The 26574-nt window shown below is 45.7% G+C and carries 24 protein-coding genes; 13 read left to right on the top strand and 11 right to left on the bottom strand.

The annotated features are described in order from the left end of the window. The first annotated feature begins 818 nt into the window (after positions 1-818). Together QUA34_RS10965 and QUA34_RS10960 are read left to right on the top strand one after the other, a co-directional pair. The gene (locus QUA34_RS10965; protein ID WP_333325851.1) at positions 819-2429 is read left to right on the top strand and encodes a glycosyltransferase family 39 protein; all 1611 of its coding nucleotides are present in this window, start codon (positions 819-821) and stop codon (positions 2427-2429) included. A 9-nt stretch (positions 2430-2438) separates the two neighbouring features. Further along, entirely contained in the window at positions 2439-3386 is a 948-nt protein-coding gene (locus QUA34_RS10960) for a hypothetical protein (protein ID WP_333325853.1), read from the top strand. A gap of 54 nt (positions 3387-3440) precedes the next feature. On the opposite strand, the gene QUA34_RS10955 is transcribed toward QUA34_RS10960, so the two are convergent. Together QUA34_RS10955 and QUA34_RS10950 are read right to left on the bottom strand one after the other, a co-directional pair. Continuing rightward, positions 3441-5528, bottom strand: coding sequence for a hypothetical protein (locus QUA34_RS10955; RefSeq protein WP_333386452.1), 2088 nt, complete (start codon positions 5526-5528; stop codon positions 3441-3443). Between the two features lie 127 nt (positions 5529-5655). Further along, positions 5656-7179 carry a CHAT domain-containing protein gene (locus tag QUA34_RS10950; protein ID WP_333386450.1) on the bottom strand — a complete coding sequence of 508 codons (1524 nt, stop codon included), beginning with the start codon at positions 7177-7179 and terminating at the stop codon, positions 5656-5658. A gap of 296 nt (positions 7180-7475) precedes the next feature. Here QUA34_RS10950 and QUA34_RS10945 point away from each other — a divergent pair, with 296 nt between their 5' ends. From QUA34_RS10945 to QUA34_RS10930, 4 genes are all read left to right on the top strand, one after another. Beyond that, the gene (locus QUA34_RS10945) at positions 7476-7622 is read left to right on the top strand and encodes a hypothetical protein (protein ID WP_333325861.1); all 147 of its coding nucleotides are present in this window, start codon (positions 7476-7478) and stop codon (positions 7620-7622) included. Positions 7623-8115: 493 nt separating this feature from the next. Beyond that, complete coding sequence (locus QUA34_RS10940) at positions 8116-10068, top strand: FAD-dependent oxidoreductase (RefSeq protein WP_333386447.1); 1953 nt, start codon at positions 8116-8118, stop codon at positions 10066-10068. 307 nt (positions 10069-10375) lie between these two features. After that, positions 10376-11062 carry a methyltransferase domain-containing protein gene (locus QUA34_RS10935; RefSeq protein WP_333325864.1) on the top strand — a complete coding sequence of 229 codons (687 nt, stop codon included), beginning with the start codon at positions 10376-10378 and terminating at the stop codon, positions 11060-11062. After that, positions 11062-12132: an aromatic ring-hydroxylating dioxygenase subunit alpha gene (locus QUA34_RS10930; RefSeq protein ID WP_333325866.1), complete on the top strand. Its 1071-nt coding sequence runs from the start codon at positions 11062-11064 to the stop codon at positions 12130-12132. Before QUA34_RS10935 ends, QUA34_RS10930 begins: the two co-directional genes overlap by 1 nt. Before the next feature lie 240 nt (positions 12133-12372). Here the strand turns inward: QUA34_RS10930 and QUA34_RS10925 are convergent, their stop codons facing one another. Continuing rightward, positions 12373-12846, bottom strand: a complete 474-nt coding sequence (locus tag QUA34_RS10925; protein ID WP_333325869.1) for a hypothetical protein — start codon at positions 12844-12846, stop codon at positions 12373-12375. Positions 12847-12996: 150 nt separating this feature from the next. Between QUA34_RS10925 and QUA34_RS10920 the strand changes: the two genes are divergently transcribed. Both QUA34_RS10920 and QUA34_RS10915 read left to right on the top strand, forming a co-directional pair. Next, entirely contained in the window at positions 12997-13341 is a 345-nt protein-coding gene (locus tag QUA34_RS10920) for a type II toxin-antitoxin system RelE/ParE family toxin (RefSeq protein ID WP_333333066.1), read from the top strand. Continuing rightward, the gene (locus QUA34_RS10915) at positions 13313-13708 is read left to right on the top strand and encodes a transcriptional regulator (protein ID WP_333325871.1); all 396 of its coding nucleotides are present in this window, start codon (positions 13313-13315) and stop codon (positions 13706-13708) included. The genes QUA34_RS10920 and QUA34_RS10915 overlap by 29 nt, the downstream gene beginning before the upstream one ends. A 15-nt stretch (positions 13709-13723) precedes the next feature. Here the strand turns inward: QUA34_RS10915 and coaBC are convergent, their stop codons facing one another. From coaBC to QUA34_RS10890, 5 genes are all read right to left on the bottom strand, one after another. Further along, on the bottom strand, positions 13724-14923 hold the full coding sequence (coaBC, locus tag QUA34_RS10910) for a bifunctional phosphopantothenoylcysteine decarboxylase/phosphopantothenate--cysteine ligase CoaBC (RefSeq protein ID WP_333386443.1): 1200 nt from the start codon (positions 14921-14923) through the stop codon (positions 13724-13726). 144 nt (positions 14924-15067) lie between these two features. Beyond that, positions 15068-15280 carry a protein IsiD gene (isiD, locus tag QUA34_RS10905; protein ID WP_006632739.1) on the bottom strand — a complete coding sequence of 71 codons (213 nt, stop codon included), beginning with the start codon at positions 15278-15280 and terminating at the stop codon, positions 15068-15070. A 45-nt stretch (positions 15281-15325) separates the two neighbouring features. Next, positions 15326-15949 carry an alpha/beta hydrolase gene (locus tag QUA34_RS10900; protein WP_333386439.1) on the bottom strand — a complete coding sequence of 208 codons (624 nt, stop codon included), beginning with the start codon at positions 15947-15949 and terminating at the stop codon, positions 15326-15328. 565 nt (positions 15950-16514) lie between these two features. Then, on the bottom strand, positions 16515-18602 hold the full coding sequence (locus tag QUA34_RS10895; RefSeq protein WP_333386436.1) for a CHASE domain-containing protein: 2088 nt from the start codon (positions 18600-18602) through the stop codon (positions 16515-16517). Between the two features lie 375 nt (positions 18603-18977). Next, entirely contained in the window at positions 18978-20888 is a 1911-nt protein-coding gene (locus QUA34_RS10890; protein ID WP_333325882.1) for an ATP-binding protein, read from the bottom strand. Between the two features lie 381 nt (positions 20889-21269). On the opposite strand from QUA34_RS10890, the gene QUA34_RS10885 reads away from it, so the two are divergent. Continuing rightward, a complete protein-coding gene (locus tag QUA34_RS10885; protein ID WP_015175364.1) occupies positions 21270-21467 on the top strand; it encodes a hypothetical protein in 198 nt (65 codons plus the stop codon). A gap of 346 nt (positions 21468-21813) precedes the next feature. After that, positions 21814-22659: a cyanophycinase gene (locus QUA34_RS10880; RefSeq protein WP_333325885.1), complete on the top strand. Its 846-nt coding sequence runs from the start codon at positions 21814-21816 to the stop codon at positions 22657-22659. Positions 22660-22820: 161 nt separating this feature from the next. Here the strand turns inward: QUA34_RS10880 and QUA34_RS10875 are convergent, their stop codons facing one another. Next, positions 22821-23069 (bottom strand): hypothetical protein, encoded by a 249-nt coding sequence (locus QUA34_RS10875; RefSeq protein WP_333082902.1) that lies wholly within the window; start codon positions 23067-23069, stop codon positions 22821-22823. 1164 nt (positions 23070-24233) lie between these two features. Here QUA34_RS10875 and QUA34_RS10870 point away from each other — a divergent pair. Beyond that, positions 24234-24452, top strand: coding sequence for an alpha amylase C-terminal domain-containing protein (locus QUA34_RS10870; RefSeq protein WP_333386432.1), 219 nt, complete (start codon positions 24234-24236; stop codon positions 24450-24452). A 124-nt stretch (positions 24453-24576) separates the two neighbouring features. Here QUA34_RS10870 and QUA34_RS10865 read toward each other — a convergent pair whose 3' ends face one another. Then, positions 24577-24714 (bottom strand): hypothetical protein, encoded by a 138-nt coding sequence (locus tag QUA34_RS10865; RefSeq protein WP_333325889.1) that lies wholly within the window; start codon positions 24712-24714, stop codon positions 24577-24579. A 24-nt stretch (positions 24715-24738) separates the two neighbouring features. On the opposite strand from QUA34_RS10865, the gene QUA34_RS10860 reads away from it, so the two are divergent. Continuing rightward, positions 24739-25116, top strand: a complete 378-nt coding sequence (locus QUA34_RS10860; protein ID WP_333082899.1) for a BON domain-containing protein — start codon at positions 24739-24741, stop codon at positions 25114-25116. A 111-nt stretch (positions 25117-25227) separates the two neighbouring features. Then, positions 25228-25659 (top strand): DUF2294 domain-containing protein, encoded by a 432-nt coding sequence (locus tag QUA34_RS10855; RefSeq protein ID WP_333082898.1) that lies wholly within the window; start codon positions 25228-25230, stop codon positions 25657-25659. Here QUA34_RS10855 and QUA34_RS10850 read toward each other — a convergent pair. Then, entirely contained in the window at positions 25613-26071 is a 459-nt protein-coding gene (locus tag QUA34_RS10850) for a response regulator (protein ID WP_333325895.1), read from the bottom strand. The genes QUA34_RS10855 and QUA34_RS10850 overlap by 47 nt on opposite strands. Positions 26072-26574: the final 503 nt, after the last annotated feature.

Here is a 26574-nt window from a genome sequence, read left to right as displayed (position 1 = left end):
GTAGGATTGTGGCTGCTTGTCGCATCCCTTATACAGCTTTATATCCTATAATGTCAAGCTTTTTAACCTAACTTTAAACCTCGCGACCCGGCAGGGGCTATTTTCCCGCCATGAGTGGGGAACTGAGACCTAAAGGCTGGTAGATTGACCCGATCCAAACCAAAGTTCAGGCTTGACCAATTTGGGTTTTTTGATGCCCGCTGCCGTCGGGACTTGCCAGGACGATCGCCATTTTTGAGACTAACCGTCGGCGGGTTTAATTTCCCGCTACTTTAACACAATTTTTTTGCGGTCTGGCAGCAGCAGCCGACTGAATCCCTGTTAGCTGAAATTATAGTTTTGTGGCCTCGCTGTCTTGGGTTTGACAACCAGTTATTTTTTTGGTACAGCCTCGGGATCTCAAAGCACATTTTCTCTGTGATTTATGCCACTGCCAAAGATATCCCCTCAATAATCCGGGATAAATCGCTCAACGATGCACCTCAAATGACGCAAAATCCTTCCTGAGTGGGTAGTCCGCCCCGAATTATGGAGCGGATACTGGCAAAGTATCCATTGATTCTCCGGGCGTCCAGGACGCATCAACCGAGTTTGAGGAATGCAAATACTTCCTTTTAGGCGATCGAAGTTAAAAAACCGGGTTTATGAGAGTAAGGAGTGCATCCAAGACGGTTTTAATTTGCTAAGAACACAAGTAAATGCCGTAAGTTATGGGAGGGCGATCGAACAACCTGTAGATTGGGCAATGCACTCGCTCTTTCTATGGTATGTTAAATTGACGCGTACAATCTATATTTTTTACACCATCTCTGACTGGGATGAAAAGAGAACTGCGGCTGTTAGTAGTGGTATTATTGCTATTAGGATTTTTCTTTCGCTTCGTCAACATCGACAAAAAGTTTTATTGGTACGATGAAGTATTTACTTCCCTGCGGATTTCTGGATACACGCAAACAGAAGTCCTTCGTGAAATAAGCAGCGGTCAGTTAGTAGCACCAAAAGATTTAATGAAATATCAGCGCCTCAATGCGATCAAAAATTTTGGCGATACTGTTAAAAGTTTGGCAATAGAAGAACCTCAACTGCCACCACTGTATTTTCTGGCAGTCAAGTGTTGGGCAAAACTATTCGGTGATTCTCCTGCAGCGACAAGAAGTTTCTCAGTTTGGATGAGTTTGTTAACGTTTCCTTGCCTGTACTGGCTGTGCCGGGAATTGTTTGCATCGCCGGAAGTGGCGTGGATAGCCGTGGGATTGCTAGCAGTTTCTCCCTTGCACGTGCTTTACGCTCAAGAATCACGTCCCTACAGTTTGTGGTCGGCGCTGATTTTGCTTTCTTGTGCGTCTCTGCTGCGAGCACTGCGGCTGCAAAATAAGCTGAGTTGGAGCATTTACTCAGTAGCAAATATTATGGGATTTTACACTCATTTATTTAGTCTGTTAGTGGGGTTAGGACATGGATTTTATATCTTAGGAACTCAAGGTTTTACGTCGAATAAAAAACTACTGAGTTACTTGATCGCAATTGCCGTGTCCTTGCTAGCATTTCTGCCTTGGATGGTAATTTTAATGGTAAATAAAAGTGCAGCTTCCGGGGCAACAAGTTGGGCCAATCTAGAAATTCAGAGGCTATCTTTAGTTAAGAATTGGGCCGGAAATATCGGTCGCGTTTTTTGGGATTTCGGACTAACTTCTAATGCGATATCCGTAGATATTATTGGTTTAGTGGCAGCGACTTTAATTTTATTGACAATCGTAGGGTATGCAGTTTATTTTCTGTGTTCGGAGACGAAGAAACAGGTTTGGCTGTTTGTGGTGACGGTGATGGCGGTGACAGCACTGGCACTCGTGCTGCCGGATGTTATATTGGGAGGAATCCGATCGACTAAAGCTCGCTACCTATTTCCGACTTATTTGGGGATGCAAATCGCTGTGGCTTACCTGTTAGCGACTAAAATTACCGCGCTGGGCGTGCCAAGCTGGAAACGGCAAATGTGGAAAGTTTTGACAGTTGTACTGTTAACGGGCGGGGTGCTGTCGAATGCCGTTAGTTCTCAAGCCGAGACTTGGTGGACTAAGGAATGGGGCCGGGAAAATCCCGAAATTGCTCGCAGGATCGATCGTGCCCCAAAGCCGCTGCTTGTCAGTGATATCTCGGAAGTCAGTCTGGGAAATATACTGTCAATGAGTCATATGTTACAACCGAAAGTGCGGCTGCAATTGGTGTTGCTTGACCCGAAAGCGCGCCGTCGAGCTCAGTTGTTTGACAGACCAACTATACCCAATATTCCTAGCGGTTTTAGTGATGTTTTTGTCTACGGGCGATCGCAGAAGTTTAGTGCTAAGCTGGCTAAAATGCAAAACTTGAAAATCGAGCTGCTTTCAGAACAAAAAACCGAAACGCTGTGGCTAGGCAAGTTAGTAAAATAGTGAGGGTTTATGGAAGATTTTGGTGTTATTATTGCTTGCTGCGACCAAGATTATTTGTTGGCAAAGGGTTGCTGTGCTAGCATCCGATATTTCCTGGGAGATGTTCCCATCTGCCTGTTGATTGACGGTACGTTTTCCGTGAGTCCCCTAGAAAAAGTTTACGGAGTGCGCGTCATTAATCACGATACCGTCTCTGAGCCACTTCTGAGAAAAAGAAGCTTTGGTTGGGGAAAAAGTCATATGATTCCCTTTTGGGAAAGTCCTTGGCAAAATTTTCTCCTGATGGATGCAGATACAATTGTTTGGGGAGATGTCCTCAAATTGGCTAATTTTGAAGACTTCGACTTTATTATTGACCAGCCTTGTTACGATTACTCGGATGCGGATATCACGGAATTTTTCTTTGACATTCCAGGAGTCGAAAAGTATTTTCCAGATTTTCGTTGGCAAGACTATCGCTCTCGCTATGTCTGTCCAGGCACATTCTTTGGGAAACGAGGTGTTTTCAGCTTAGAGGAGTATAGAAAGATTCTGGATTTTAATGATGAACATCCAGACATATTTAAGTATGGAGACATGGGCTTTTTTAACCTGATGGTCTTCCGCGCCGCTCAAGAAGGCAAACTGCGGGTGCAGAATGTGGATATGCAGTTGTTGGTGCCGGATTTTGACCAGGATTTGCTAAGAAAGCAGTTTCCGGTGGAAGAAAGCGGGCCTGCGGGCGATCGTACTCAGGGGACGGTGATTCACTGGTGCGGCCCGAAGCCTACTTTATCTAGTCGGAAAGTTTACTCGGAACCGATGAATTTTTGTCGCCGCAAGTGCCAGGAAGATGTTTGGAACCGCACGGGTTTGGCTGCCGAGATGTCGCTGCAAGTTGAGGATTTACAGCGATTGATCTACGTGTATAAGAATAAGTTTAAGAAGAAGTTTCGGCAGTTGGCGGGAACTAAGTAAGATTTTTTAACCGCAGATGTTAGCGGATGAACGGGGATGCACGGGGATTTGAGCTTACCCTTCGAGGGGCAAACTTGGCCCGGCTGGGGGTAAAACTTGGCGGTGAACGCTTATTTTGTGGCTTTCCCGCTGAGTTTGCATTTCGACGGCGATCGCCTCAAATTCGACTTCCATGCAGCCGTAGGGAATCTCTAACTCGACACTTGCTCGCACATTTCCCAACCCGTTAGATTTAAATTCGGTAATCCAGCGGGGCCCGTCGAGAATCAGGTAGGTTTGTCGATCGTACACCCAAACTTTTACATAAATCCGGGGCATTAATTCCGGCAGTTGCACTTGCACTTTTACAGCCTGGCCCGCGATGATTTCGGCGCGCGGCAATTCCAAAACCGGCATCGGTACTAACTCGTCTTCTGGCAAAACGTAGGGAGTTGGGGGATTTACTTCTGCTACGACAGTTGCGGTTTTTTGAGCAACTTGTTTTGGTTGCGGGGGCTCGTCAAAAACCACAAATTCTCTGGCTTCCGGGCTAGTGGATTGGGGATCGGAAATTGTTTCGCTGGTTTCGGGTTGCTGCTGGGTTGGGCTACTTTCTTCCACAACGGCAATTTCGTCGCTGCTATTTGCGGCGGCTGCTGGAGTTGGTGACAGGGTGGTTGCTTTCAGCCAGTCGGACGATTCGCCGTTGCTGGCTAGGGAACTCAGTCGCGACCAAAATCGACTTTCGACATTTAAGGTTTGAAATGCCTGTTTTGTGGGTGCTGGCGGGGTTTCTGGGGCTGTTGTTTCTGGTTGGGGGATGTTTTCGGGTTTTTGGTCGATCGCTCCGATTTCGGCTGTTTGAGTGGGATTTGGGATGTCTGAGGGTTTGGTTTGCGGGTCGATCGACTCTGGGGCAGTTTGAGGCGAATTGGAGATTTCTGAGAGCAATTGCGATCGGCTGCTGTCGGGCAGTTTGTTACCGAAGGCGGGCAATTCTAAACCGCCTGCACTTGGGGTGTGACGCGAAGCCAGTAGAGGGGGTAGGGCTTCAGTGGTTGGGACTTCGGCGGGGGAGGGAGGGTCTAAGGATTTTTCTACTAGCTTGAGGAAGGATATATTTTTGGCGCTTCCAGACGGTTTTGAGGCTGTTGGGGAGGGTTCAGCTTGATGCTTTTCTTCGATGAAATTGTCTTTAATTTCCTGTAGAAGGTGCTCTAAACGAGCTGTAATTGTGAATAGTTTGGTGGCTAGGGTGACGCCGCCGCTGCTGAGAATTGCTTCTCCTAAAATTAGGCGGCTTTTGCACTCGGTTGGGATGTAGGTGACGCAGGCAAAGATGCAGGGGGGAACTTGTTCTGGCATCGGCTGCTGGATTTCTGCGAGAATTTTTGAGGTTTGGGGGTCGCGCAGGTAAATTTGCAGTTGTGCTGAACCGATGAGTTGTTTGAGTTCTAGCGCTTCGGATTCGGGGATGAGAGTTGCTGTTTTTCTGCTTGGTTGCGGGTGTTGGGGAATGTCGATTTTGCCGGAAATGATTAAGGGGCGACCGAGTTGGGTGACGAAGGTTTCTTGATCGAGGACGAGTTCGAGTTTGACGTGCGGTTTAGGTTGGGCGGTTTGGGGAATTGGGAATTGGTAGATTTTGGTCTGCTGCGGTGCTGAATCGGCTGCTGGGATTTCGGTGGGTGCGGGACGATCAACCTGTGCTGCAATTTGTGGTGCGGGGCGATCGACCGGTACTGCGATTTGTGGGGCTGCGGTGGAAGCAGCAGGTTCGATTTGGTCGATCGGCGGTAGGGGTTCGGAGGTTTCCGATTCTGCGGGCAATACTTCCAACTGAACGCCGTACTGCCAAGGTTTTAGTGGTGTTGCTTTGGGATCTGGCAAGCAGGAGAGTTCCCACAGTCCGGGTTTGAGCCTGGTGTAGGGAATGATCACGACTAATCCTTCGGGGTTGGTGCGGGCCGATCGGCTTTGGACTTTCCGCTGCGCCCCTTGGTCGAAGGAAGTATGGGTAACGCGAATTTCGATGTCGGTGTTGGGGTGCTGAATGCGAGCAACCACGCGGTATTTACCTTCTAGAATTTCCACGTCGGAGGTTTCTAGGGGCAACCAGGCGCGATCGCCTTCTTTCTGTAGCAAAAATTCTAATTTTTTCATCTTTCTTTCCCCTTGAAGGCTCCCGCTTGATTCGTCACAGGTTGGTGGTGGTTGGTTGAGCGACAGCTACAGATATTAAATTACTTATGTTTTATAGCCTATCACCAGTTTCGGTCAAGAGGCCCACTTACCAAGGACTGCCGATAATGCTGAAAGCTGCCCAATAATACGGATGGGATAAATCTTTGCTGTCGAGTTTGGGGATGGACGGGGGCAAGGGAATGTCGCCTCGCGCACTTCGCAGTTGACCGCCTTCGATCGTCACTTTGCCTTCGATCGCGGCAATTTGTGCTTGCCGCATTGCTTCAGCTTTAATGATTGGAGGGTCGTTTGGCCTGCGGATTCTTAACTGCTGGTAAAACTCTGTCATCAGGGCGAGAGTCCCCGCATCGCTGACGTACCACAGGCTGGCGAGGGCTGATTTTGCTCCCGATTGCAGCGCTAAACCGGCAAATCCGAGTTCTGCTTCTTTGTCTCCCAAGGCGGTTCTACAGGCGCTTAATACTAATAGTTCGAGGGGCGGATTGTTCCATTTTAAATCTCTCATTTGATCGAGACCCAGTTGGGTGTCCCAAAATTGAATGTAGGAGTTATTTGGGGTTCCAGGGCGGAATTCGGCGTGGGTGGCAAGGTGGATGATTCCGTATTTTTGTTGCAGTCGCTGGGATTGCAAATTTACTATGGTGAAGTCTTGGTTGAGAAAGGATTGACCGGGCCACTGTCGGGCGATCGCACCTAGTTCTAATGGAACTGCTGGCAGCGGTTCTTTGTTCGCCGTTTCTGCGAAATCTGATGCTCCCATTGCTAGAACTTGCGCGTTTCTGAGGTCGGTGTAATTGCTGTCTGTGAGTTTGAATGCGGGGATGCGGGCAAGGCTGTATTTTTGGATCAGAAATTGCTTTCCGTCGTGCATTGCAGCTAGGGGTACGGTTCGCAAACCTGCGCCGACGCAGAACAGCAAGGTTTCAATTTTTGCTGTTTGCAAATCTGTTTCTAGGGGTGCAACTATCCATTTGTAGAGTTGTTGGGCTGGTTCTAGATAGGTGGTGGTGTTGAGTTTTACGGGGTTGGTGATTTCGCTACCTAATTCTTGGACTACTGAGAGCAGTTTCTCTTGTTTGGCTTCCGGGACGCTGCGGTGAATGGGCGGGCGATCGGGCAATATTAAGATTAATTCTAGTTGGTCGGTACGCGGGATAGCGTAAATTAAAGCAGGTTTTTTCTTTGTTTGAACTGCTAGGCGGGAGAGAGTTTTTGATATTGCTTGGGCGGTTTTCGCACGAGCTGAAAAGTCTTGTTCAAAGTATTTTTGATAGTCTTCTTCCCAGTTTTCTTCGATTCTGGTTACTGCTTCGGTGAGGTTTCCCCGATCGAGCAAATTTCTCATTTCTTGCCCGTTAAGCCCGCCCTGGCCTGTGTTTTGAGCAATTGTAGCGAGGTTCGCGGTACTCCAGCAGAAAAATATTGCTGTCAAACAGTAAAAAATAGCTTTTTTAATTTTTTTCTGAGTCGTGTGTTTTTGGCGTTGCTGCTGGGATTGGTAGTGCATGATTTTGGGGCGGTTAATAGCGCCGTTGGCGGCAGCAGTTGGCAAAAGTTTGGATGTGGGTGAATTTTGACTGTGCTGGCGATCGCGGCACAACTCTAGCATTCAAGACCAACCCCAAATATCTACCGTAGGGTGTGGATACCAGCACCAACCGACTCCCCGCACCAAGAAATGCACGATTTATGTAAAAGTTTGTAAATTATGCAGGGGTTTTGCATAAACAGGACTTACGCAAAAACCCGGTTTCTTCAAGTCAGTCCTATTTTTTACATAGCAGCCAGGTAAATTTAACTGAGATGTTGCACCATTCTCAATAATCCTTTTATGAACAGGCTTTTCGGCCTGTTCCACAAAAAAATAATCTTTTGTGGAACGGGCCGGAGAGCCCGTTCTTAAGAATGGTGCAAGATGTGAGTTTAAGCGGCATTAGCTATACGGGCGTCTTTGAATTTTTGTGGCACATCCGCACTTCTCAGGTTGCATCGAGTTTTGTCTTGGTATTAAGTGAGGAATACCCTGCATCGATCGCCGATATATTGAGTTAGCTCAGTAGATATATTCTCTGTATTTACTTATTTTAAAATAGTTAAGTTTTTTCGCGCCAACTTACTTAAAGCTCGACTGATTAATTGTTTTGCCTTGGATATCTGCTCGGTTATTTCGTACAATTCGCCGAGACTGCCTTTGGCCTAAGATTTGACCTGACAATCTCCTAGTTTTTTAGCATCATTGGCGGCGGTTGCCAAGAGTTGATCAACATAAATAAAAACACTTAATTATTTAGAGGATTTTACGCGATGCGGTCGATCGCTTTTTCCTTGTTGATTCTTGCTTCTCTGCTAGATAACTAAAGCCTTATTTTTTCCACTATACATTGTGTGCGATCGAACTTGGCACGGTGCGTTAGCGAAGCCCTCGAAGAGGATCGCGATCCGATTGGGGGATGTGTCTTAGTATTTCTTCACATATCCTGATTTCGGTCTATGATATATGCCTTATGGCGTATTTGTGTTTAAAGCCCGTTACCGCGTACCGCTGATGAGTCAATCAACCAATTCACCGCTATCCCAACCAGTTTCTCGAAGAACCGCCCTCAAATTCCTCGGAGTCGGTGCCGCAGGCGGGCTGCTGGGCTACTCTCGGTTTTCCAAGCCAGAGCCCGCCGTTTTTGTGCAAGATTCTCTTGACTTGCCGCGAATGCTGAATAACCGCAAAACCGTTGCAGTTGTAGGCGCAGGCTTGGCCGGGCTCGCCTGTGCTTACGAACTCTCCCAGCGGGGTTTCGCCGTAACATTGCTCGACAAATCGCCCCAACTCGGCGGCAAAATTGCGAGTTGGCCGATACAAGTCGGGAACGAAACTTTTATGATGGAACACGGTTTCCACGGTTTTTTTCCGCAATACTACAACCTCAAAAGTGTTGTTGAAGAACTAGAAATTACCGATAATTTTGTATCTTTAGAATCCTACGCCGTTGTGTTTCGAGACGGCAAATACAAACCCGAAGTTTTCCGTCCCAACCATTCAGCTTTTCCCTGGAATATAGTTGATTTGGGGATATCTTCTCCTAATCGGCTCAAGTGGGGAATCAATCTGACAAAACCTGCTCACTGGGAAGTCTTTCGAGAAATAGGCGGTTTTCAAACTCAAAAAACTTTCGCTCGCCTCGACAATATATCCGTTGCCGACTGGGTAAAAGGTGAATTCCCGCGCGGACTTTATGACTTGTATTTTCTGCCTTTTGCCAAATCCAGCCTCAACGCTCCCGACGAATTGAGCGCGGGAGAATTAATGCAATTTTTCCACTTTTACTTTTTCGGAAATCCAGAGGGTTTGGCCTTCAACGGCACGCGGCAAGATATGGGCACGAGTTTGGTGCAGCCTATTGCCAGATCCATTGAAAGCAAAGGCGGCAAAGTATTGACAGATGTCGCAGTCAGTGAGATTCGCTGGGAAAACGGCAAGATTGATTCTCTGAGTTACCAGTCTGGAGACGTGCAAAGTAAAATACCTTTTTGGGTGAAGCGAAACGCGCTATTAACTGACAGCAACTCTACCGAATATTTCGGCGCTGGGGACAGCGTATTTGCCGCCGCACCGTCGGGAAAAGAGGCAATTTCTCTGAGCTGCACTCACCAAGGCTGCACAGTTCAGAAACAAAACGACGGTCAATTTCACTGTCCTTGTCACGGGGCCGTTTTTGATGCCGAAGGACGAGTTGTCAGTGGGCCTGCTCAGCGGGATTTGCCTCGATTTAAGGTAGTAGATGAAAAAGCAGATGAAATACAGTTAGTAGCAGCGGTTAAGCAATCGCAGCCGCAAAATTTGGCGGAAACATTGAAGGCTGATTACTATGTTTTTGCGGCGGATGTTCCGGGGATGCAGCATTTGTTTAGTTTGGCCAGCGGTGAGGTAAATCCGCAGGTGCAGAGCCGGATAGAGAGCTTAAAAATAGCAGATCCGTTTGCGGTGGGCCGTTTTTGGTTCGATCGCGAATTTCCGTGGGAACACAGCAATTTCAGTTCGCTTTCCGGCTACAAACTGACTGACAGCATTACGCTTTACCACCGAATTCAGGATCAGTTCATCGAATGGAATCAGAAAACTGGCGGTAGTGTAGTGGAACTGCACGCTTATTGTTACAAGGAGAAAGAATTTCCCAACCAGGAAGTTTTACTGGCTACTTTTGAGCAAGAATTGTACGAAATTGTACCGGAATTAAAAGAGGCAAATATGCTGCACCGGGAATTGGTAAATCAAAAGAATTTCTCTGGATATCCGCCCGGTAGTTATGCGGAACGCCCGGAGACTTGCTGCGCTGTACCTAATCTTTTGTTTGCGGGAGATTGGGTGAAAATGCCGTTTCCTTGCGGTTTAATGGAAAGGGCAGTGAGCAGCGGTTTGTTGGCAGCTAATGCTATTTTATATCAAGAGGGTTTGCAGAGGCGATCGCTCTTGACGGTGAATCCCGAAGGCGTGTTAAAAATCTAAGCTTGGCAGCGGGGGCGGGTTTTATCAATCGTCAATTATCGGCTGCTATTCTCGGTAAAACCCGCCCCCAGCCATACCATTTTAGATTGTAGATTTGAGATTTGAGATTTTAAGGAATGAGAATGACTGATTCAATAAGGGTTTAGAGGTTTCCTACAGTTACATTCTTTTGTTAAGATGAGTTACGGTTTGTGGGTGTGGTTTCGCTGAGGAGAAAAGGCAGAGCTTGCGAACAAAAAAAATATCTGCGTTGAGGGGGGTGGATATGCGGTTAAAATATTATTGAATGAGTATAAAGCAATAATAGATGCTGAATAGTAACTGCAAAATTGGTAATAAATCTGTAATGTTTGATGCTTTTGCAACAGAATACGATTTCGCCGCCACCTTGCAAAACCAGAACGATTTCTTTACTAACAACCTATCGACCAGCAAAGGTGCAGCATTAGATATTGGCTGCGGTTCTGGAATTCTTGCTTTTGAATTAGCCCAGTATTACGATAATGTTGTCGCCGTCGATTTGTCAGCAAAGATGCTGGCGATCGCCAGTCAAAAACGTTCCGCTCCCAATATCGAATACATCCAAATGGATGCCAGTCAATTAGCGCTCGATCGCCAATTTGATTTAATAGTTAGTGCTGCTACTTTTCACCACCTGCCCAACCTCCCCGCAGCCCTCGATGCAATAAAAAAAATGTTAAAGCCCCACGGAAAAATCGTTTTTTTAGATAATATTTCGGAAGTCGAAACACCTGCTACAATAGGCTACATATTAGGTGCTGCGAGAGATTTTAGACCCGACTGTTCCACCTACGGATTTCGCAATGCTTTAAGATTATTAAAATTTCGATTGTCCCCTGGGTGGTTGAAGCATTTAGCTAGCGATAGGTATTTGTCAGAACGGAGATTTAGAAAAATTTACGGTCGTTGCTTTCCAGGCTGTTATTTTGTAAAATTGGGTTGTTTTATGGGCGTAATTTGGGAACATTTGTAATGCAAAACAACGCGATAAAATCGGAATCTGCAAGGGAACAAAAAACTCACATCCGCCAGTTGGGCATTAATCTCGATCGGTGGTATGCGATCGCCCGCAGCAGCGAGGTGCAAACTCAGCCCGTCGCTGCGAAAATCTGGAATCGGGCGATCGTACTTTTCCGCGACAGTGCAGGTAAAATCAACGCTTTAGAAGATAGATGTCCCCATCGGCAAGTTAAACTCAGCCACGGCAAAGTTAAAGGCGATTTAATCGAATGTGCTTACCACGGATGGCGGTTAAATGCAAGGGGAGAATGCGCCGAAGTCGATTATTTAGCAGAAAACCAAAAGCTACCTAACTGCAAAATTCGCTCCTATCCCGTCCAGGAAAAAAACGGTTTTATCTGGCTGTTTCCCGGCGACGAAACCCCAGCCGAAAAAACTAATTTACTGGATTTGCCAGAGTGGGAACATCTCAATTATATTGCCACAGTTTCAGTCATCGACTGTCAGGCACACTATTCATTTTTAATTGAAAACTTGATGGATATGTACCACGGACACTTGCACGATGATTGGCAAGCTTGGGCAAATCCGGTGTTAGATACTTTAGAAGAAAACGAGCATCAAGTAACTGCTCGCTATCAGGCACAAAGTTATTACAAAATAGATAAAATTTGGTCAATTTCTCAGTTATTTTTTAAATCTCTGCGCCGACTGCACCCGGAACCGCTGGAGGTGAGTTATGTTTACCCGCACTGGGTTTCAACTTTGGGGAGCGACTTTAAAATTTACTGCTTGGTTTGTCCGGTGAGCGAGACGGCAACTCGGGCTTATTTAATTCATTTTACCTCATTAAATGCGTTTTGGCGGCTGCACAAATTGCCTGTATGGTTTCGCCGGTTTATCAAAGATAGTTGTTTCGGTGCTGCTCAAAAATTATTAGATGGTTTGGTGCGGCAGGATGTGTTAATGATTGAGGAAGAACAGCAGGCTTTTTTGCAGAATTCAGAAAGAAAGAGTTACGAATTAAATCGAGCTTTAGCCAGCGTGCAAAAGTTGATGAGAAGTCAGGCAGAAAATGAATAATTCAGTCGCAGAGTCCAAGCTGCACAGGTTAATATGTATATTTCACAAAAATCAGGGAAGTATAAGCGAGGAAAATTCGGCTAGTCCTGAACGCAGAAATTGTATTTGGATGCGCTAGGATTTAGACTAAAAGTTACTTTAAAAGAAGATGAATTGGCGGGGAATAAAACCCAGCGCAATTCATCTGCGTTAATCCGCGTGCATCAGCGGTAAAAAAATCTAAATCCCGCAGCAAAAACCTTACTTTTTAGGCCGCTGCTGCTGGTAAACGCTGACAACCTTATCCGCATAAGTAGCAGTTGCGCCACTTTTGCAAGCTGCGGAGTCCCCAGTCATCCACCAGCAAGCGGCGCGGCGTACAGCGGTTAATTCATTGCTGCTGCTAGCTTTGTATTCGTCGCGCAGCAAATCGCCCACGATACAGGTAACAATTGATTTGGCTTTTGTCGCGTCGGCCTCAAATTGTTGGGGTGTTAAATCTTGTTTGGTACAGAATTTTGCCCAGCGGGAAATATTCCCTGGCAAAACTTGCCACTGACTGTACATTCCGTCATTTGCTGCTTGTGGCGGGGCGGCTTGTCGCATTGCTTCTACGAGGGCGGAAACTTGTGCGTCGGTGACTGCTTGCGCTGTGGCTGGAAGTGATTGCAATCCGAGGCTAATTATCAGGCTGCCGAATAGTAGATTGGTTTTTGCGATCGATTTAAAATTCATTCACAATCCCCTGTTTGATGTAAAGTTTATTCCCTCAAACAAGGTTTACTATTTTGTCGATCGAATACCTCTGTCTTAAGTATGATTTGCTTGTTGAATGGACTGTCGATCGCCCTATTATACAAATTGTTGAGCAAATAGGATAAAATCATGGAAGTACAACCCAGGGAAATTCGACGTTACACTACAGCAGAGGGTAGGGCACCATTCACCGAGTGGCTTGATGCCCTCCGCGATCGGAATGTTAGAGTTAGAATCAAATCTAGGCTTGACCGAGTTGAGCAAGGTAATCTCGGAGATTTCAAGTCAGTGGGACAAGGAGTTTTTGAACTCAGAATTAATTATGGCCCGGGCTACCGCCTCTACTTCGGACAAGTCGGCTTGACAATTGTGGTAATCCTCATAGCTGGGGATAAAAGCACCCAAGAACAGGACATTCGACAAGCTATAGAATACTGGACAGATTATGAAAAACGTGAAAGCACCGACAAGTGATAGCTACCGCGAGTACCTAATTGAATCTCTCAAAGAGCCGGAAGAAGCTGCTGGTTTTATCGGCGCTATCTTGGAAGAAAAAGACCCTGAACCCGCACTTTTGAGAAATGCCATCCGAAAGGTGATTGAGGCTCGAATCAGGATGAATGCTCTTTCGGAGTCAGCAAAAGAACATCACGAAAAACTCGACAAGATGCTGACTGAAAGCGGCGGTTTGGAAATTTACAGCTTTGTAGAATTGCTCGAAGCATTAGGATTTAAACTAGAAATTACTGTCGCAGATACTGAGTTGTCGGCTGACTCGAAATCAACGGATTTTGGGGAATCAGAATTATCGCCCGAACCAGTAGTAATTAATCCCAGTTAATGAGTAATCGCGCCCTCACCCTTCCCTCACAAAATCTAACAAACGATGAGCCATTTCAAGCTTGCTGCAAGGTGCTATTTCTACTTGCTTGCCGGCGGCATTAATTAATATTGCTTGATTGGTATTGCTGCCGAAACCTGCACCTATTTGATCGATCGGGTTTGCGGCAATTACATCCAGTTTCTTTGCCCGCAATTTCTCCAAAGCTGGCTTGACAATATCCCCTGTTTGTGCTGCAAACCCGATTAATTTTTGGTGCGGCTGTTTCAATTTTCCCAACTCTGCCACAATATCCGCTACCGGTGCCAACGGTAAACAATTCGGGAGCGATCGCTTGGGCAGTTTCTCACTACTGTACTCAGCCGGCTTCACATCCGCTACCGCCGCCGCCATCACCGTCAAATCCGCCTCGTGAAAGCATTGCAGCATCGCCTGCCGCATTTCTTGTGCACTCGTAACTGCGATCGCCCGCACACCTGAGAGCGGCAATTCGCCAGTTATACTGTGTACCAGCGTCACTGTCGCGCCGCGGTGCTGTGCAGCTTGCGCCAAAGCTATACCCATTTTGCCAGTGGAAGGATTGCCGATAAACCGCACCGGATCGAGGTGTTCCCGCGTTCCTCCCGCACTAATCAACACCCGAATGCCCGCTAAATCTCGATCGCCCTTCGCATACAACAGCGATTCAATATGAGGCAAAATCTCACCAGGTTCTGCCATGCGGCCGACACCCGCGCGATCGCACGCCAGCATTCCCGCCCCCGGATTCGCAGCATGATAGCGCCCATAACTCAACACTTCACGCCAATTCCGCTGCACCGCCGGCTGTTCCCACATATCCGTATTCATCGCCGGTGCCAGCAAAATTGGGCAAGTAGAAGCTAAGACAGTATTAGTCAGCAAATTATCAGCAAAACCCCCCCCCAACTTAGCCAAAGTATTAGCTGTCAAAGGAGCAATCACAAAAACTTCCGCCCATTCTCCCAATTGAATATGCAGGGGGCGCCCGTGACTTGCTTGCCAAAAATCTTTGTCCGTAAAAGCAGGATGGCGGCACAGAGTAGCAAAAGTCAAAGGCGTTACAAACTCCCCAGCCGCATCAGTAAGAATAGCTTTAACTTCCGCTCCAGCTTTTGCTAAAGTTGAAACTACTTCGCAAACTTTGTAAGCCGCAATCCCGCCACTAACGCCGATTAAAATTCGTCTGCCTTTCATGTCATTTTTTCATAAAAAAGAATCAAGAAAGAAATTAAGATAAAAACAGGCTAAAATCCCTAATTCATCTGTTTAATCCGCAACAAAATATGCTGCTAACTTCTTCCTCAATTCCGTCGAAAATTTTGAGCGAGATTTTTCAGTCTATGCTTCGTCGTAGGCTTCCATATCCAGAAGGTGGAGATAAGGTTCAACCAGCTCCGGCCGCTGAAAGGCAAGCGATCGCAACAAATGCCAATCATTCAATCCCTCAAAAGGATCTGTATAATCGTCAACTTCCAAACGGACAGCCAATTCTGCCACGTCCTGAGAAGTAAGTACAGCTATATCGCGCGATGCTTTGGTTAAAGTTTTCATTTTTTTCCCCTGCCCGAGACTTCCGCCATACTATATACTAAACCTTTAATCAGATTTCGACACAGTTTCTACAACAAAACTTCGCATTACCTCTATAACTTCCGGCAGAATCTCGTGTCCCATGTTAAATTCTTGATACTGCACCGCAGCTCCCCAAGCCGTCAAACTGTCGCGCGATCGCACAGCAGCACTAACAGGCACAATAGTATCTTGAGTACCGTGTACGATTAAAACAGGTGGCAAAACACTCCCAGCAACTGGCGAAATCTGGTGTAAATAACCACTCAGACAAATTAAACCAGCTAGGGGCAAAGTCAATCCCACATCTAGAGTCATCGCTCCGCCTTGAGAAAAGCCGCCTAAAATCGTGCGAGACAAAGGCACGCCCGTGGTGCTTTCCAAAGACAGCAAAAATTCCCTCAGCAATTGCCGGCTTTCTACCAATCCCTGAGCGTCTTTGCTTTGAAGGTTATACCACGCTTTGCCGCTCGTTACTTGGGGATGGGGGAACGGGGCATCGGGAAACAGAAACTGATAATCCGGCAAATTGAAAAAGGGTGCTAAGGAAGTCAAATCGCGAGCATTAGCACCCCATCCGTGCAAAGCGACAATCAAAGCGACAGGTTTGCGATCGGTTTTTGGCGGAATGCTAATAAATTGTAAAGACATCGTAGTTAGTAATTGGTAATCTGGCATCGCTACAATTATAAATTGTCACGACGGGTAAAACCCCAAATATTTGTTTTGGGCGATATTTAACTATAAATTAAGACGCGCTTGGCAATAACTCTAACTCAGGACAGTTGACTGTTAATTGTAGGGTGCAACCTAAGCACCGCGAGCATCTTTCACAGGAATGCAAGCCAAATTCTCGCTAGGTATATATAGCCCAGTCTCATTAAGAGTGAGGTATGTCTGGTAATGGGTAATGGGTAATGAATAATGGCACTACCCTGCTTTTGAACAGCAAGCTTTTTCATGATGACCTTTTTCCCGATTCCCGATTACCGAACACCGAAAACCCAAGCGTCCGCGAATCTTTTTGAGAACTACTATATATCAATCGAGTTCTCCGGTTCGCGCTCCTAAAAAGTCTTTTGACAAAATTGAAATGTTCCCAATTTCTGCAGCTAATTGCAATTGATATTAGTTCTCAGAAAAGCTGCAACTGTAGCAGACATCTAAACCATTAGACAGTAAGTTATTCTCAATCCTAAAATCTAAAATCTAAAATCTAAAATGGTATGACACTTACCGCAGGTGAAACCTTAGAAACAGATTGCTCGAACTGTTGCCGCACCGGCACCTCAATCAAGAATTCAGTTCCCTCTCCCGGAGCCGATACGCACCTGAGCGAACCGTGATGTTTGTCTACTATTTGATAGCAGATCGACAATCCCAAGCCAGTACCTTTGCCTACAGGCTTGGTAGTAAAAAACGGATCAAACAAACGCTTTTTGACATTTTCCGTCATGCCCGTTCCATTGTCAGCGATTCGCACGCATACACAATTAGAACTTAAAAGTTCCGTGCGAATCCGAATAGTAGGTAAAAATGTAGAATTCGAGGCGTTGTTTTCGAGCTTGTTTTGATTTGCTGCATCATATAAAACATCAATGGCATTGCTCAAAACATTCATAAATACCTGATTCAATTGTCCCGCCCAGCACTCCACTAATGGCAAACTTCCGTATTCTTTGATGAGTTTAATGCCAGAAAAATCAGCTTTTGGTTTCAGCCGACTCTCCAAAATCATCAAGGTGCTGTCAATGCCTTGGTGAATGTCAACTGACTTCATTTCAGCTTCATCCAAGCGCGAAAAATTCCGCAGAGAAAGCACGATCTGGCTGATCCGTTGAGCTCCCATATTCATAGATTGTAGGATTTTAGGCAAGTCTTCACTGATAAACTCCAAATCAATATCTTTTAGTTTTGCTTGCACTTCGGGCGTTGGGTTCGGATATTGCTGCTGGTATATTTCCACAAGTTCCAGCAAGTCTCGAGTATATGCGCCTGTATGGATCAGGTTGCCAGAGATGAAGTTCACAGGATTGTTAATTTCGTGGGCAACTCCAGCCACCAACTGTCCCAAGCTGGACATTTTTTCAGTTTGGATGAGTTTAAATTGAGCTTCCTGCAAATTTTTTAGTGCCGTTTCTAGTTCAGCCGTGCGCTGTTTTAGTTGAATTGTACGATCGTACACTTGCTGTTCTACTTTTGCAGTACGTTCTAGAGACATCAACAGGTAAATCGTCAAGCTGCCAGTCATCAATAGCCCGATCGCGCCAATTGCCAGCGAACCCTGATGCGTCCTCATGCTCTGGTACCCCTTCCCAGGCAAAACTAGCAGCCTCCACTGGCGGTCTGCTACGTTAAATAGGCGAGTGCAAGCACTAGGATTTTGACAGATTTTTCCCCGGATATTAGCTAACTCTGGCTTTTCGTGTTTTGGGTTATCTATTAACTGCTTAGCTTGTGAGTCGTAGCGCACTAGAAAGCGTTCTTTCTCTATAGCAGAGTTGTCATAGAGGTAAAAATTAATCTTGTCTAAATTTAGCGATTCTAAAGAGGAATCGACCATACTGGTGATCTGAAACAGGCCCGCAATAACTCCCATGAGGTTTTGGCGGCCGTTGACGGAGTTATCAGCAGAAGTTGTGCGGCGGTGTACTGGTAGAAATACTTGCAATCCCGGTTGATTGTTGCTGACTAATCTAATCCGCCCGGAAGCCCCTATTTTCCCGGTATTCACCGATTTCTCTAAAGCTGCTTTGCGATCGGGGCTGGAGGCAACATCAAAACCGATCACTTTGTTATCTTCTTCTAGTGCTTCTCTGTAAATAATTGGAAAGTATTCCGATCGCACTTTTGCTTTGACCTGCTTTTTGTCAGGAGTTCGTTCGTAAACTTGAAATGCCGGAAAACCTTCGGCTCGAATTGTCCGTTCATAAGCTGCTTTTTGGGCAGCAGGCACGCGCCGAATCCAGTTAACAGAATGTATAGCAGTATTGCGGGCAAGTGCAGGTTGAGCGAAGTGCTTAAAATCTTCTCGGGTAACTTCAGTAGACGCCCTGTAGAATCCTTCAAGTGAGTACAAAACTTCTAAATTTTTATTGATGCTTTGCTGCAATGCCACATTCAGGCGATCGGCTTGCTGATGAAATTGAGCTTGCATTCGTTGGTTTTCCGAATGCCACACAACGGCTGCGGCTGCCAATGACAAACTCGTACCAGTGCAAAGAGTCAGGGCTGCTGGAATGTAGCGACGGTGCGACAGTAAACTTTCGGTCAGCGAATTAAACCAATTGCTCGCAAAATTCATATTTCCAGACCTTCTGCCACCGGAGTGCAATTTTTTAAAGACTTGTAAAATTCCTTGATAGCACGAAGGGCAGCGCAGAAACCAGATTGTCTAAAAACTTATGATCGCAGGAATAAGACTTACCCTGAGCAACTCAGTTTCTACGAAACTATTGGTCTGGTAACGAGAAAGTTGGGAAGAAACCGGCTTTTTACGAATAGTGTATCCACGACTGAGGAATTGAAAGCGATTGTAACTAAGTGTAACGAAGCCAGTTCCCATCTGATCCCTCCCAAATTCCTTCCCCGGAAGAACCTGGGAACGAGAAAAAACCTTGATGTGGTGGGGCGGGTAATCAATACCCACCCTACAAAACCAACTTAACTGTGGAAGCGCCTACAAAACAGTCCCTATTTCCTTCAAATAAACCCGTGTAAACGGTTCATCATCCCCCAGAGTATACTGTTCGATCAACCCCTGGCGGCGAAGAGAAATACTACTTCCTTCCCTCACCACAACAGTATCGTCATCAGTGCTTTCTCTAACCAACATCATCTCAGTTTCTCCCGGATTATCTAGCACCACCATATTGCTGCCCCGATAAAACATTCCCTCAGCTTCCAAAATATCTTCGGGATATTCAGCAATTAACAAATCGAGCTTGGGATTCCGTAGCAAACTTTGCACGTTAAGATGGTAATTCTTATTCAAAACTTTTTCAGAGCGGTTAACAAAAAGTCCACCGCGACAAACAGCACCGATTGTCCAATCGGGATGCTGCAACAGAATATGGTCGATAGTTTCTTGTAGGTCATGTACCGAAATTCTGTTGAAAGTAATAATTGGGATTCGAGCTGATTTTCCCGATTCAAAGAAAGTTTCGATAATATGCGAAGGCACATCAACTCCTTCGCCGACAGCGGGGTTAAGGTGCATAAAAATTCCCGGCGCGGCATTGATCTCGATAATCCCAAAATTGCCTGTTTTCCAAGATTTGGCGAGAGTTTCTGTTACCACATCAATCCCCAAACAAGTTAACCGAAAATGTAGGGCGATATCTTGAGCCAAAACAATGTTATCCGGGTGAATAGTGCGGGTAGCGTCGATGCTGACACCGCCTGCGGAAAGATTAGCGACTTTGCGTAGATACACAGTGCGATCGCGAGTTGGCACACTATCCAATGACAGTCCTTGTTCTTCCAGATACATTTCCATCGCTTCGTCGGACTGAATTTTGCTCATCGCCGAAGTTGGCGTATCCAAACGTTCTGGTTTGCGGTTTTCACGGCGGATCAATTCGCGAATTGTTGAGTCGCCATCACCTGTTACGCAAGCGGGTCGGCGTTCAGTGGCAGAAACAAATTTGCCGTCAACGCACAGCAGCCTAAAATCCGATCCTTTGATGCTGTTTTCCACAATTACTCGTACCGGATCTGTTTCGGGAATGGCCTTAACTGCTCTTTTAAAAGCTGCCTGCAATTCCTCGGCCTCCCGGACATCTGCTGTGACGCCAATTCCTTTATGACCCACTACTGGTTTGATAGCAACTGGGTAGCCAATTTCTCTAGCAACTGCCAGAGCTCCGTTTTCTGTGGAGACGATATCGCCTTTGGGAACAGGAAAGCCTAATGTAGCGAGAAAAGCTTTACAATCGTCTTTGCGCGTGGTAAAATCTGAGTCTAAGTGGCTGTCAGAATCAAAGGTAGTTGCAGAGCCACGAACCAGTTTTTTGCCGTACCCATATTGCATTAGTCCTTCATCCCACAAATAAAATGCGGGAATGCCTTTTTGGGATGCCGATCGCATTAACGAATAAACTGTCGGGCCTCCGTAAACTGACTGCCGGAACATATTTTGCAGCGCGCCCATTTGTGCTTCCAAGGGAAAGTCTTGATTTTGATTAATGGCTTCAAACCAATCCCAAACTGCGTACACTACTGCTCGGGCAGTGCGGGCGTGAAGTGCTTCTATGCTGATTCTGTTAAACTGAGAAAACGGCTTGATGTTCCAGTGTTGAAAATGCAAACCCATGTCGAGTTTTGCTACTTCTGAGGCGGTACGGCCGAACAGTTGGGCATGGTTCGAGAAAGTTTCGTGCAGCAGTTGCGGGTAGCGATCGCCAATAATTTTCTGGTAATGTGCGATCGGCAAAGGTTCGCTCGCGCCCGTCACCGCGAAATCAAAAACTAAAGCCGCGGTGTCTAAATAAGGGTTGGGCCCGATATAGTGTTTGAAGTTGAACACATCAAAAATATCGGTTTTTCGAGCATTGACGCGAGCTGTTTCCGTGCTTTTTTCTTGCAGCATTTTCTAACCTCCTTTGAGCTAATTTTTTACGGTAACTTTATAGTCGGTGCAGGGGATACTACCTGCGGGCATAGATATTCCAGCAGTGAGATAAATACTCCCAGCAATTCTGCCCTCAGTATTGCCCGATAGGGGGAGTGGGAGAGTAGGGGAGATGGGGAGAGGGGGAGAGGGTGAGAGTGGGAAAATATTCCTTCTTCCTTCAACATCTAACTAAGCATAGATGACTAAGCATAGATAACTAAGCATAGATAACTAAGCACTTATGACTAACGACTACTTCTTTCCCCCCTTGCAAAAAAAAGCTATAACTTTTGAGAGGTACACTGTGTACTTATAATTGTTTATGACAGTGAAAGAAAATTTAAGAGGCAGCAAATTATGAAGATCGCACAAACTGCTCTCAGGGAAAAAGTTCACCACTTAGCTGAGGAAGCATTTCACCGGAAGCTAATTTCTGGCTACGGTGATGGTCAAAACAGCAACGAATATCAGATTGTCTGGAACGGCAAACCCAGACACCTACCTTTAGAACGGGCGAGTACCATATTGAGCAATTTGATCGAGCGATCGCACTAACGGGCGATCGGACTAATTGAGGACTGACGCTCATCAATCTGATTTCTACGAGCAATCAGAGGAGGATTAGCGAAGAATCGGATCAGAAACCGGATTGATCACCGCGCGCGCGTGGGCCCTGTAATTTAAGCTCATTTCTTGACCCCTCCTATCTCCTGTTAGGGGGGGTAAGTTTGTTTTGTCGATCGTCGAGGATGAGTCAACACCCACATCACCCTTGAGCTGTGTGCGTGCTGGAGGGGTAGAAGTATGAGATTTTTTTGTATCTATATATACCTTTGGGCCGTTTTCGGAAAAAAGAAGTTTGTGTTTTAGTGAAATTAAATAAATTAACAGTGGAGATATTATGGCGAGCAACCAAATTCAGGGGAAGTTGCTAATTATTGGTGGCGCGGAAGACAAAGAGGGGGACTGCAAAATTCTGCGGGAATTCTTGCGGTGCGCCGGAGGAACTAAAGCGCGCATTGTTGTCATGACTGCTGCAACAAGCTTGCCGGGAGAAGTAGGAGATAATTACATCCGAGTGTTTGAGCGACTTGGCGCTGAAGACGTGCGAGTTGTTGACACCCAGAAACCCGAAGATGCCAGCAATCCAGATTATTTAGAAGCGATCGAACAAGCCACTGGCATATTCTTTACAGGCGGAGATCAAGCGCGGATTATTAGCTGCTTGAAAGACACCAAACTCGACGCAGCTATGCACAAACGCTACTCGGAAGGGGCGATTGTTGGTGGCACCAGCGCCGGCGCGGCAATGATGCCAGACATGATGATTATTGAAGGAGACTCAGAGACAAATCCCCGCGTTGATGTGGTAGCAATGGGCCCGGGAATGGGTTTCCTTCCAGGAGTTGTCATAGACCAGCATTTCGCCCAGCGAGGCCGTCTGGGACGCTTAGTTTCGGCACTCTTGCTGCAACCTGCCGTGTTGGGATTTGGTATTGACGAAAATACAGCTATTTTAGTCCACGGTGACGAGTTGGAAGTCATTGGCGAAAGCGCTGTAACTGTCATCGACGAGTCGGAAAAACTCCACGACAATGTAGAGGGACTTTTGAAGGATGAGGCTTTGGCGATTTGCGGCGCTAAGTTGCACATACTCCCCCACGGATACCGGTTTAACTTGAAAACTCGCCAGCCGGTGCTCCATAACGTAGCAACTACAGCAGAGAAAGAAAGGGCGATCGCCTAATTTACTTGCAACTGGCAAACATCTTAAAATTATCTAAGGTGAGCACTGCAAACCTTACCCATTCTAGCAAGTAGGACGGTTAAAAACCCAGTTTCTCTCTCCACAAGCAATAAAAAGAAGAGGATTTTACCTCTTCTTTTATTGCTGCGGCTTCGGATTTTTTAAGCACTTTTCTGTTCGCCAAAAATCGACTGCTGCCCTTCTGCAGTCGATATTAAATTCCACCCTTGAGTTCTCAGCTTCTGATAAGTTGCCCATCCCTTAGAACCGCCCGGTTCCCGGTAGTCGGGTACAGCGAACTGCGGAAAAGCTGTATAAGGCCGCCACCCCTGACGGGCATCGGTGCGTAAGTGCAATATCTTTTCTCCCTTGCCTCCGAGTCTGGGCAACCAACACATTTGTTTTAGCATTTTTAACACTCCAGAGTTTTACAGTAACGGTAATTCGCCAACATCCCCAATTAAACTTTTAGAGCTTTAGAGCCACTGCTCGGAATATCTAACGGGTAACAGGGACGAATGAGATTTTCACCAATTACCAATTACTGAGGTAGCAGCAGTCGTTAAAGCTGATTTCGGTTCTGCCAAGTTTGCCAGTCAAAAAATATAAAACAACTGCTGCCAAGACATAAGCAAAAATAATCATTGCTATTCTCGGCTCAAACTTGGCTTAAAGTCGATGGCGCGAAAATCCAGTGGAATAAAGCATTCATTCTTGTGGTTTTCCTTGCCTTATAATTACAATCACATCCTCGCTATTTCCGCCTAAAATGACATCTTTCTACAGTATTAGCTCTGTTAGCGAAAAAATGTTCCTTTAGTTACAAATATTAAACTCTGACCACGATTTATATAGTTATCAAAAGTTAAATTACTTTTCATAAACAGCCCTTAATATTTTTTAGTTACTTTAACTACATTTTTGATTGATTTAAATCTGGCCTCCGGGTGCTTAGTGGCGCACCTTACTCAATCGCTAGGGTGTCTACTACTAAACCCTCCGGGTGCGCCTATAACTACCTAACAACATAAGAGTTACACCTGTAACTCTTAAGAACGAGGGCGACAGATTTACCAAATTGTAAAAATCAATACTAATCACACTTATAATTTCTGCAAACCAGATATTCAGGGCCGCTGCAATTGAATTCAAACTCTTCGCTCCCAACCACAAAGCAGCTACACTGCTCGGCTCTTTTTCCCAATGGGAAAAAAAATTATTAGAAAAAGATGACAGAGGTTATTTCCGCACTAAAATTCAGGGCGTTGCTTAATCAGGGTATGAAAAAAATAAGTTGAAAATCCCGAAGCTTTGTAGATACTGGTTTCTATGACTTGCATATTTAGCCTGTCATACCATAAATCAGCAACGCCCGGTTTTGTTAGTCACAGCAGTAGGAATACCGATGCTGTGGATGGGCGAAGAGCTTGGAAAATCCACTCGGCAAACTCGCAACCAGTCGAATAAACTGCAAGGGTTTTTGTTGAAAAATTAGCCAAATCATGAGTTCTTGGAATACTACAAACACGTGATTCGGCTGCGGGAAAAAGTTCCGGCCCTTTATACCGAAAATATTGATATTTATCCACGAAAATCCCGAAGCCAAAGTGCTGGCTTACTACCGCTGGAGCGATGAGGAAACACGAGCAGTAGTTGTCGCTAATTTTTCGGATACTTATCTATCTGGTAACAGCATTCCTAAGTTTCCGGCGGCAGGAAGTTGGCACGAGTGGATGTATAACAAAATAGTAGAAGTTGGGGAAGAAGGGTTTAAGTTGGATTTGCCGGAATGATCAGCGCAAGTATTTGTTTGAGAGCCGGAGAATTATGTCTCCAGGCAGATGATCGGCTCAGTTGTACAACAGTAGATTGTATTTAGGATGGGCGCACCAAACTCAACAAACTGGGTTTTTCTACCTAGGTGGATGGCTGTAACGATACTTTTTTGTAAAAAAACTCGGTTTCTGCATCCAAGAGTGCGATCGTAATTCCTGGTATTGAGAAGAAAAATTGCACGGCGACGTGCCAACTGTCAATTAACAAGTCAATTAACACAAACTTTGTCGGAGGACAAACTCTATGGGCTGGCTAAAAAGATTGTTTGGTTTAGAAAAACTTGAAAATCAAGAAACTGTTGATGCTCCTGCTTACCAAGCACCTGTAGCTCAATCTCAAGCTCAAGCTCAACCTGCTGCGAGCGCTCAGACAATCCCGCCGGAACGCATGGGCTTGAACGGAGAATACGATCAAAGCGGTTTAGCTAAACGGGTTGCTCAGGCTTTCGATGCAAATCCAGATGTTGCGGATATTGAGACTGTTTATGTGGCTCAACTTGGCACTACGGTGGTTCTCAAAGGTACAGTTCCCAGTCAGGAAATTGTCAAGAAGTTGGTGACAATTGCTAAAGGCGTTAAGGGTGCAACTGGGGTGGAAACTAATGAAGTTACTGTCGGATAACGCGACGGTTATTTCTAACAGTTAACAGTTAGCAGTTAGCAGTTAACTGTTAACCAGTTAGTAGTTAACAGTTAACTGTTTTTTTGATTTATCTTTATCTCAATAAAAAATATGACAGGCGAAACATTAGAACCTACTCGCGGGAAATTAGAACGCACTCTTTCGCAGGGAATTCAAGCTTTGTACCGCTCTCAGCTCGGACACCAAACGAGTCAAGCGCTCTGCAATCTTTTGGATAACAAATTGATAATTGTTATCGAAAATGGGCTTACTGAACCAGAAAAACTGCTGGCTCAGAACGGTCAGCACGATTTGGCTTTGCAGGTGCGAGCACAATTAGAATCAGTTCTGGAATTGCCACTGAAAGAATTAATTCAAAAGGTTTTGGGCGTGGGAGTCACTGATTTGCTCCGCGATGCGACCTTAGAGACTGGCCGCACGGGAACGATCGCAATTTTGGACTCTGCACCTCAATTTCGTGATTCTAATTATAAATCTAAAACTCAACCAAAAGCATTTCAGAGTTCAGGTACTGGCGGATAATTCTTTCTAAATCTTTGATGTTAAAAGGTTTGGAAAGGTATTCCACGCAGCCTGCTTGGAGAATCCGATCGCGATCTTCTGCTTTTGCTAGTGCTGTGACAGCAACAATCGGAATATGTCTGAGCTCGGGGTTTTGTTGGACCCGCTTTACTACTTCCATACCGTCTATATCCGGCAGGCAAATGTCGAGCACGATTAGGTCGGGTTGTCGATCGACTGCTGCTGAAAGAGCTGCGTACCCGTCAACTGCTCCCACACACTCGCAGCCGAATAAATCGAGTATTTGTGTCAGCAGCTCTAAGTTGTCCGGATTGTCGTCTACAGCCAACACTAAAGGACGCTTGTCAACCTGGGGTTGACCGCTAATCAAAGACGAGGATTCCAATTTATTGTCCCAATGAAGGTAGTTCATAAATGCCGCTCGAAACGATCAAAAAATTTGTTACCGAGGCATTCTTCAAGTGGCACTGCGGCACTTGAAACAGATTGGCTCGTATTGGTAGCTCTTCCATGACCAGTTTTTGGTCTAATCCGATACAATATCGCTACAAGCTGCGGGCAAAATGACCGCTGTTGATTAACCCCATAGCACCTGCTTAATTCTACCTCTCCCAGCGCCAATTACCAACTTAGGGGCTCTTGGTGCGTCAGCCCTGGTAAAAACACGCAATAAATACGGATAATCTTACCAATAAAGCATCCTCGCTTAATAGCATTGAAGAGTGGCGACAGCTTTTAAGGATAATAACAACATTAGACGTGGGTTCCCATACATGGATCTACCTAAAGGAATATTCTAGCCCCAACTTGAATTTAATAACTTACACCTGCTGAGAGATACTTGATTACTCTACTTTATACTTCAATGTTTTTAAGTAGTAATCATCACAATTTAAGCCAGTAAAAAAATTAAGT

The organism is Microcoleus sp. POL10_C6, assembly GCF_036701585.1.
GTDB lineage: Bacteria > Cyanobacteriota > Cyanobacteriia > Cyanobacteriales > Microcoleaceae > Microcoleus.
The sequence above is the reverse complement of the archived record's forward strand: the minus strand, read 5'-3'. Positions and strand labels throughout refer to the sequence as shown.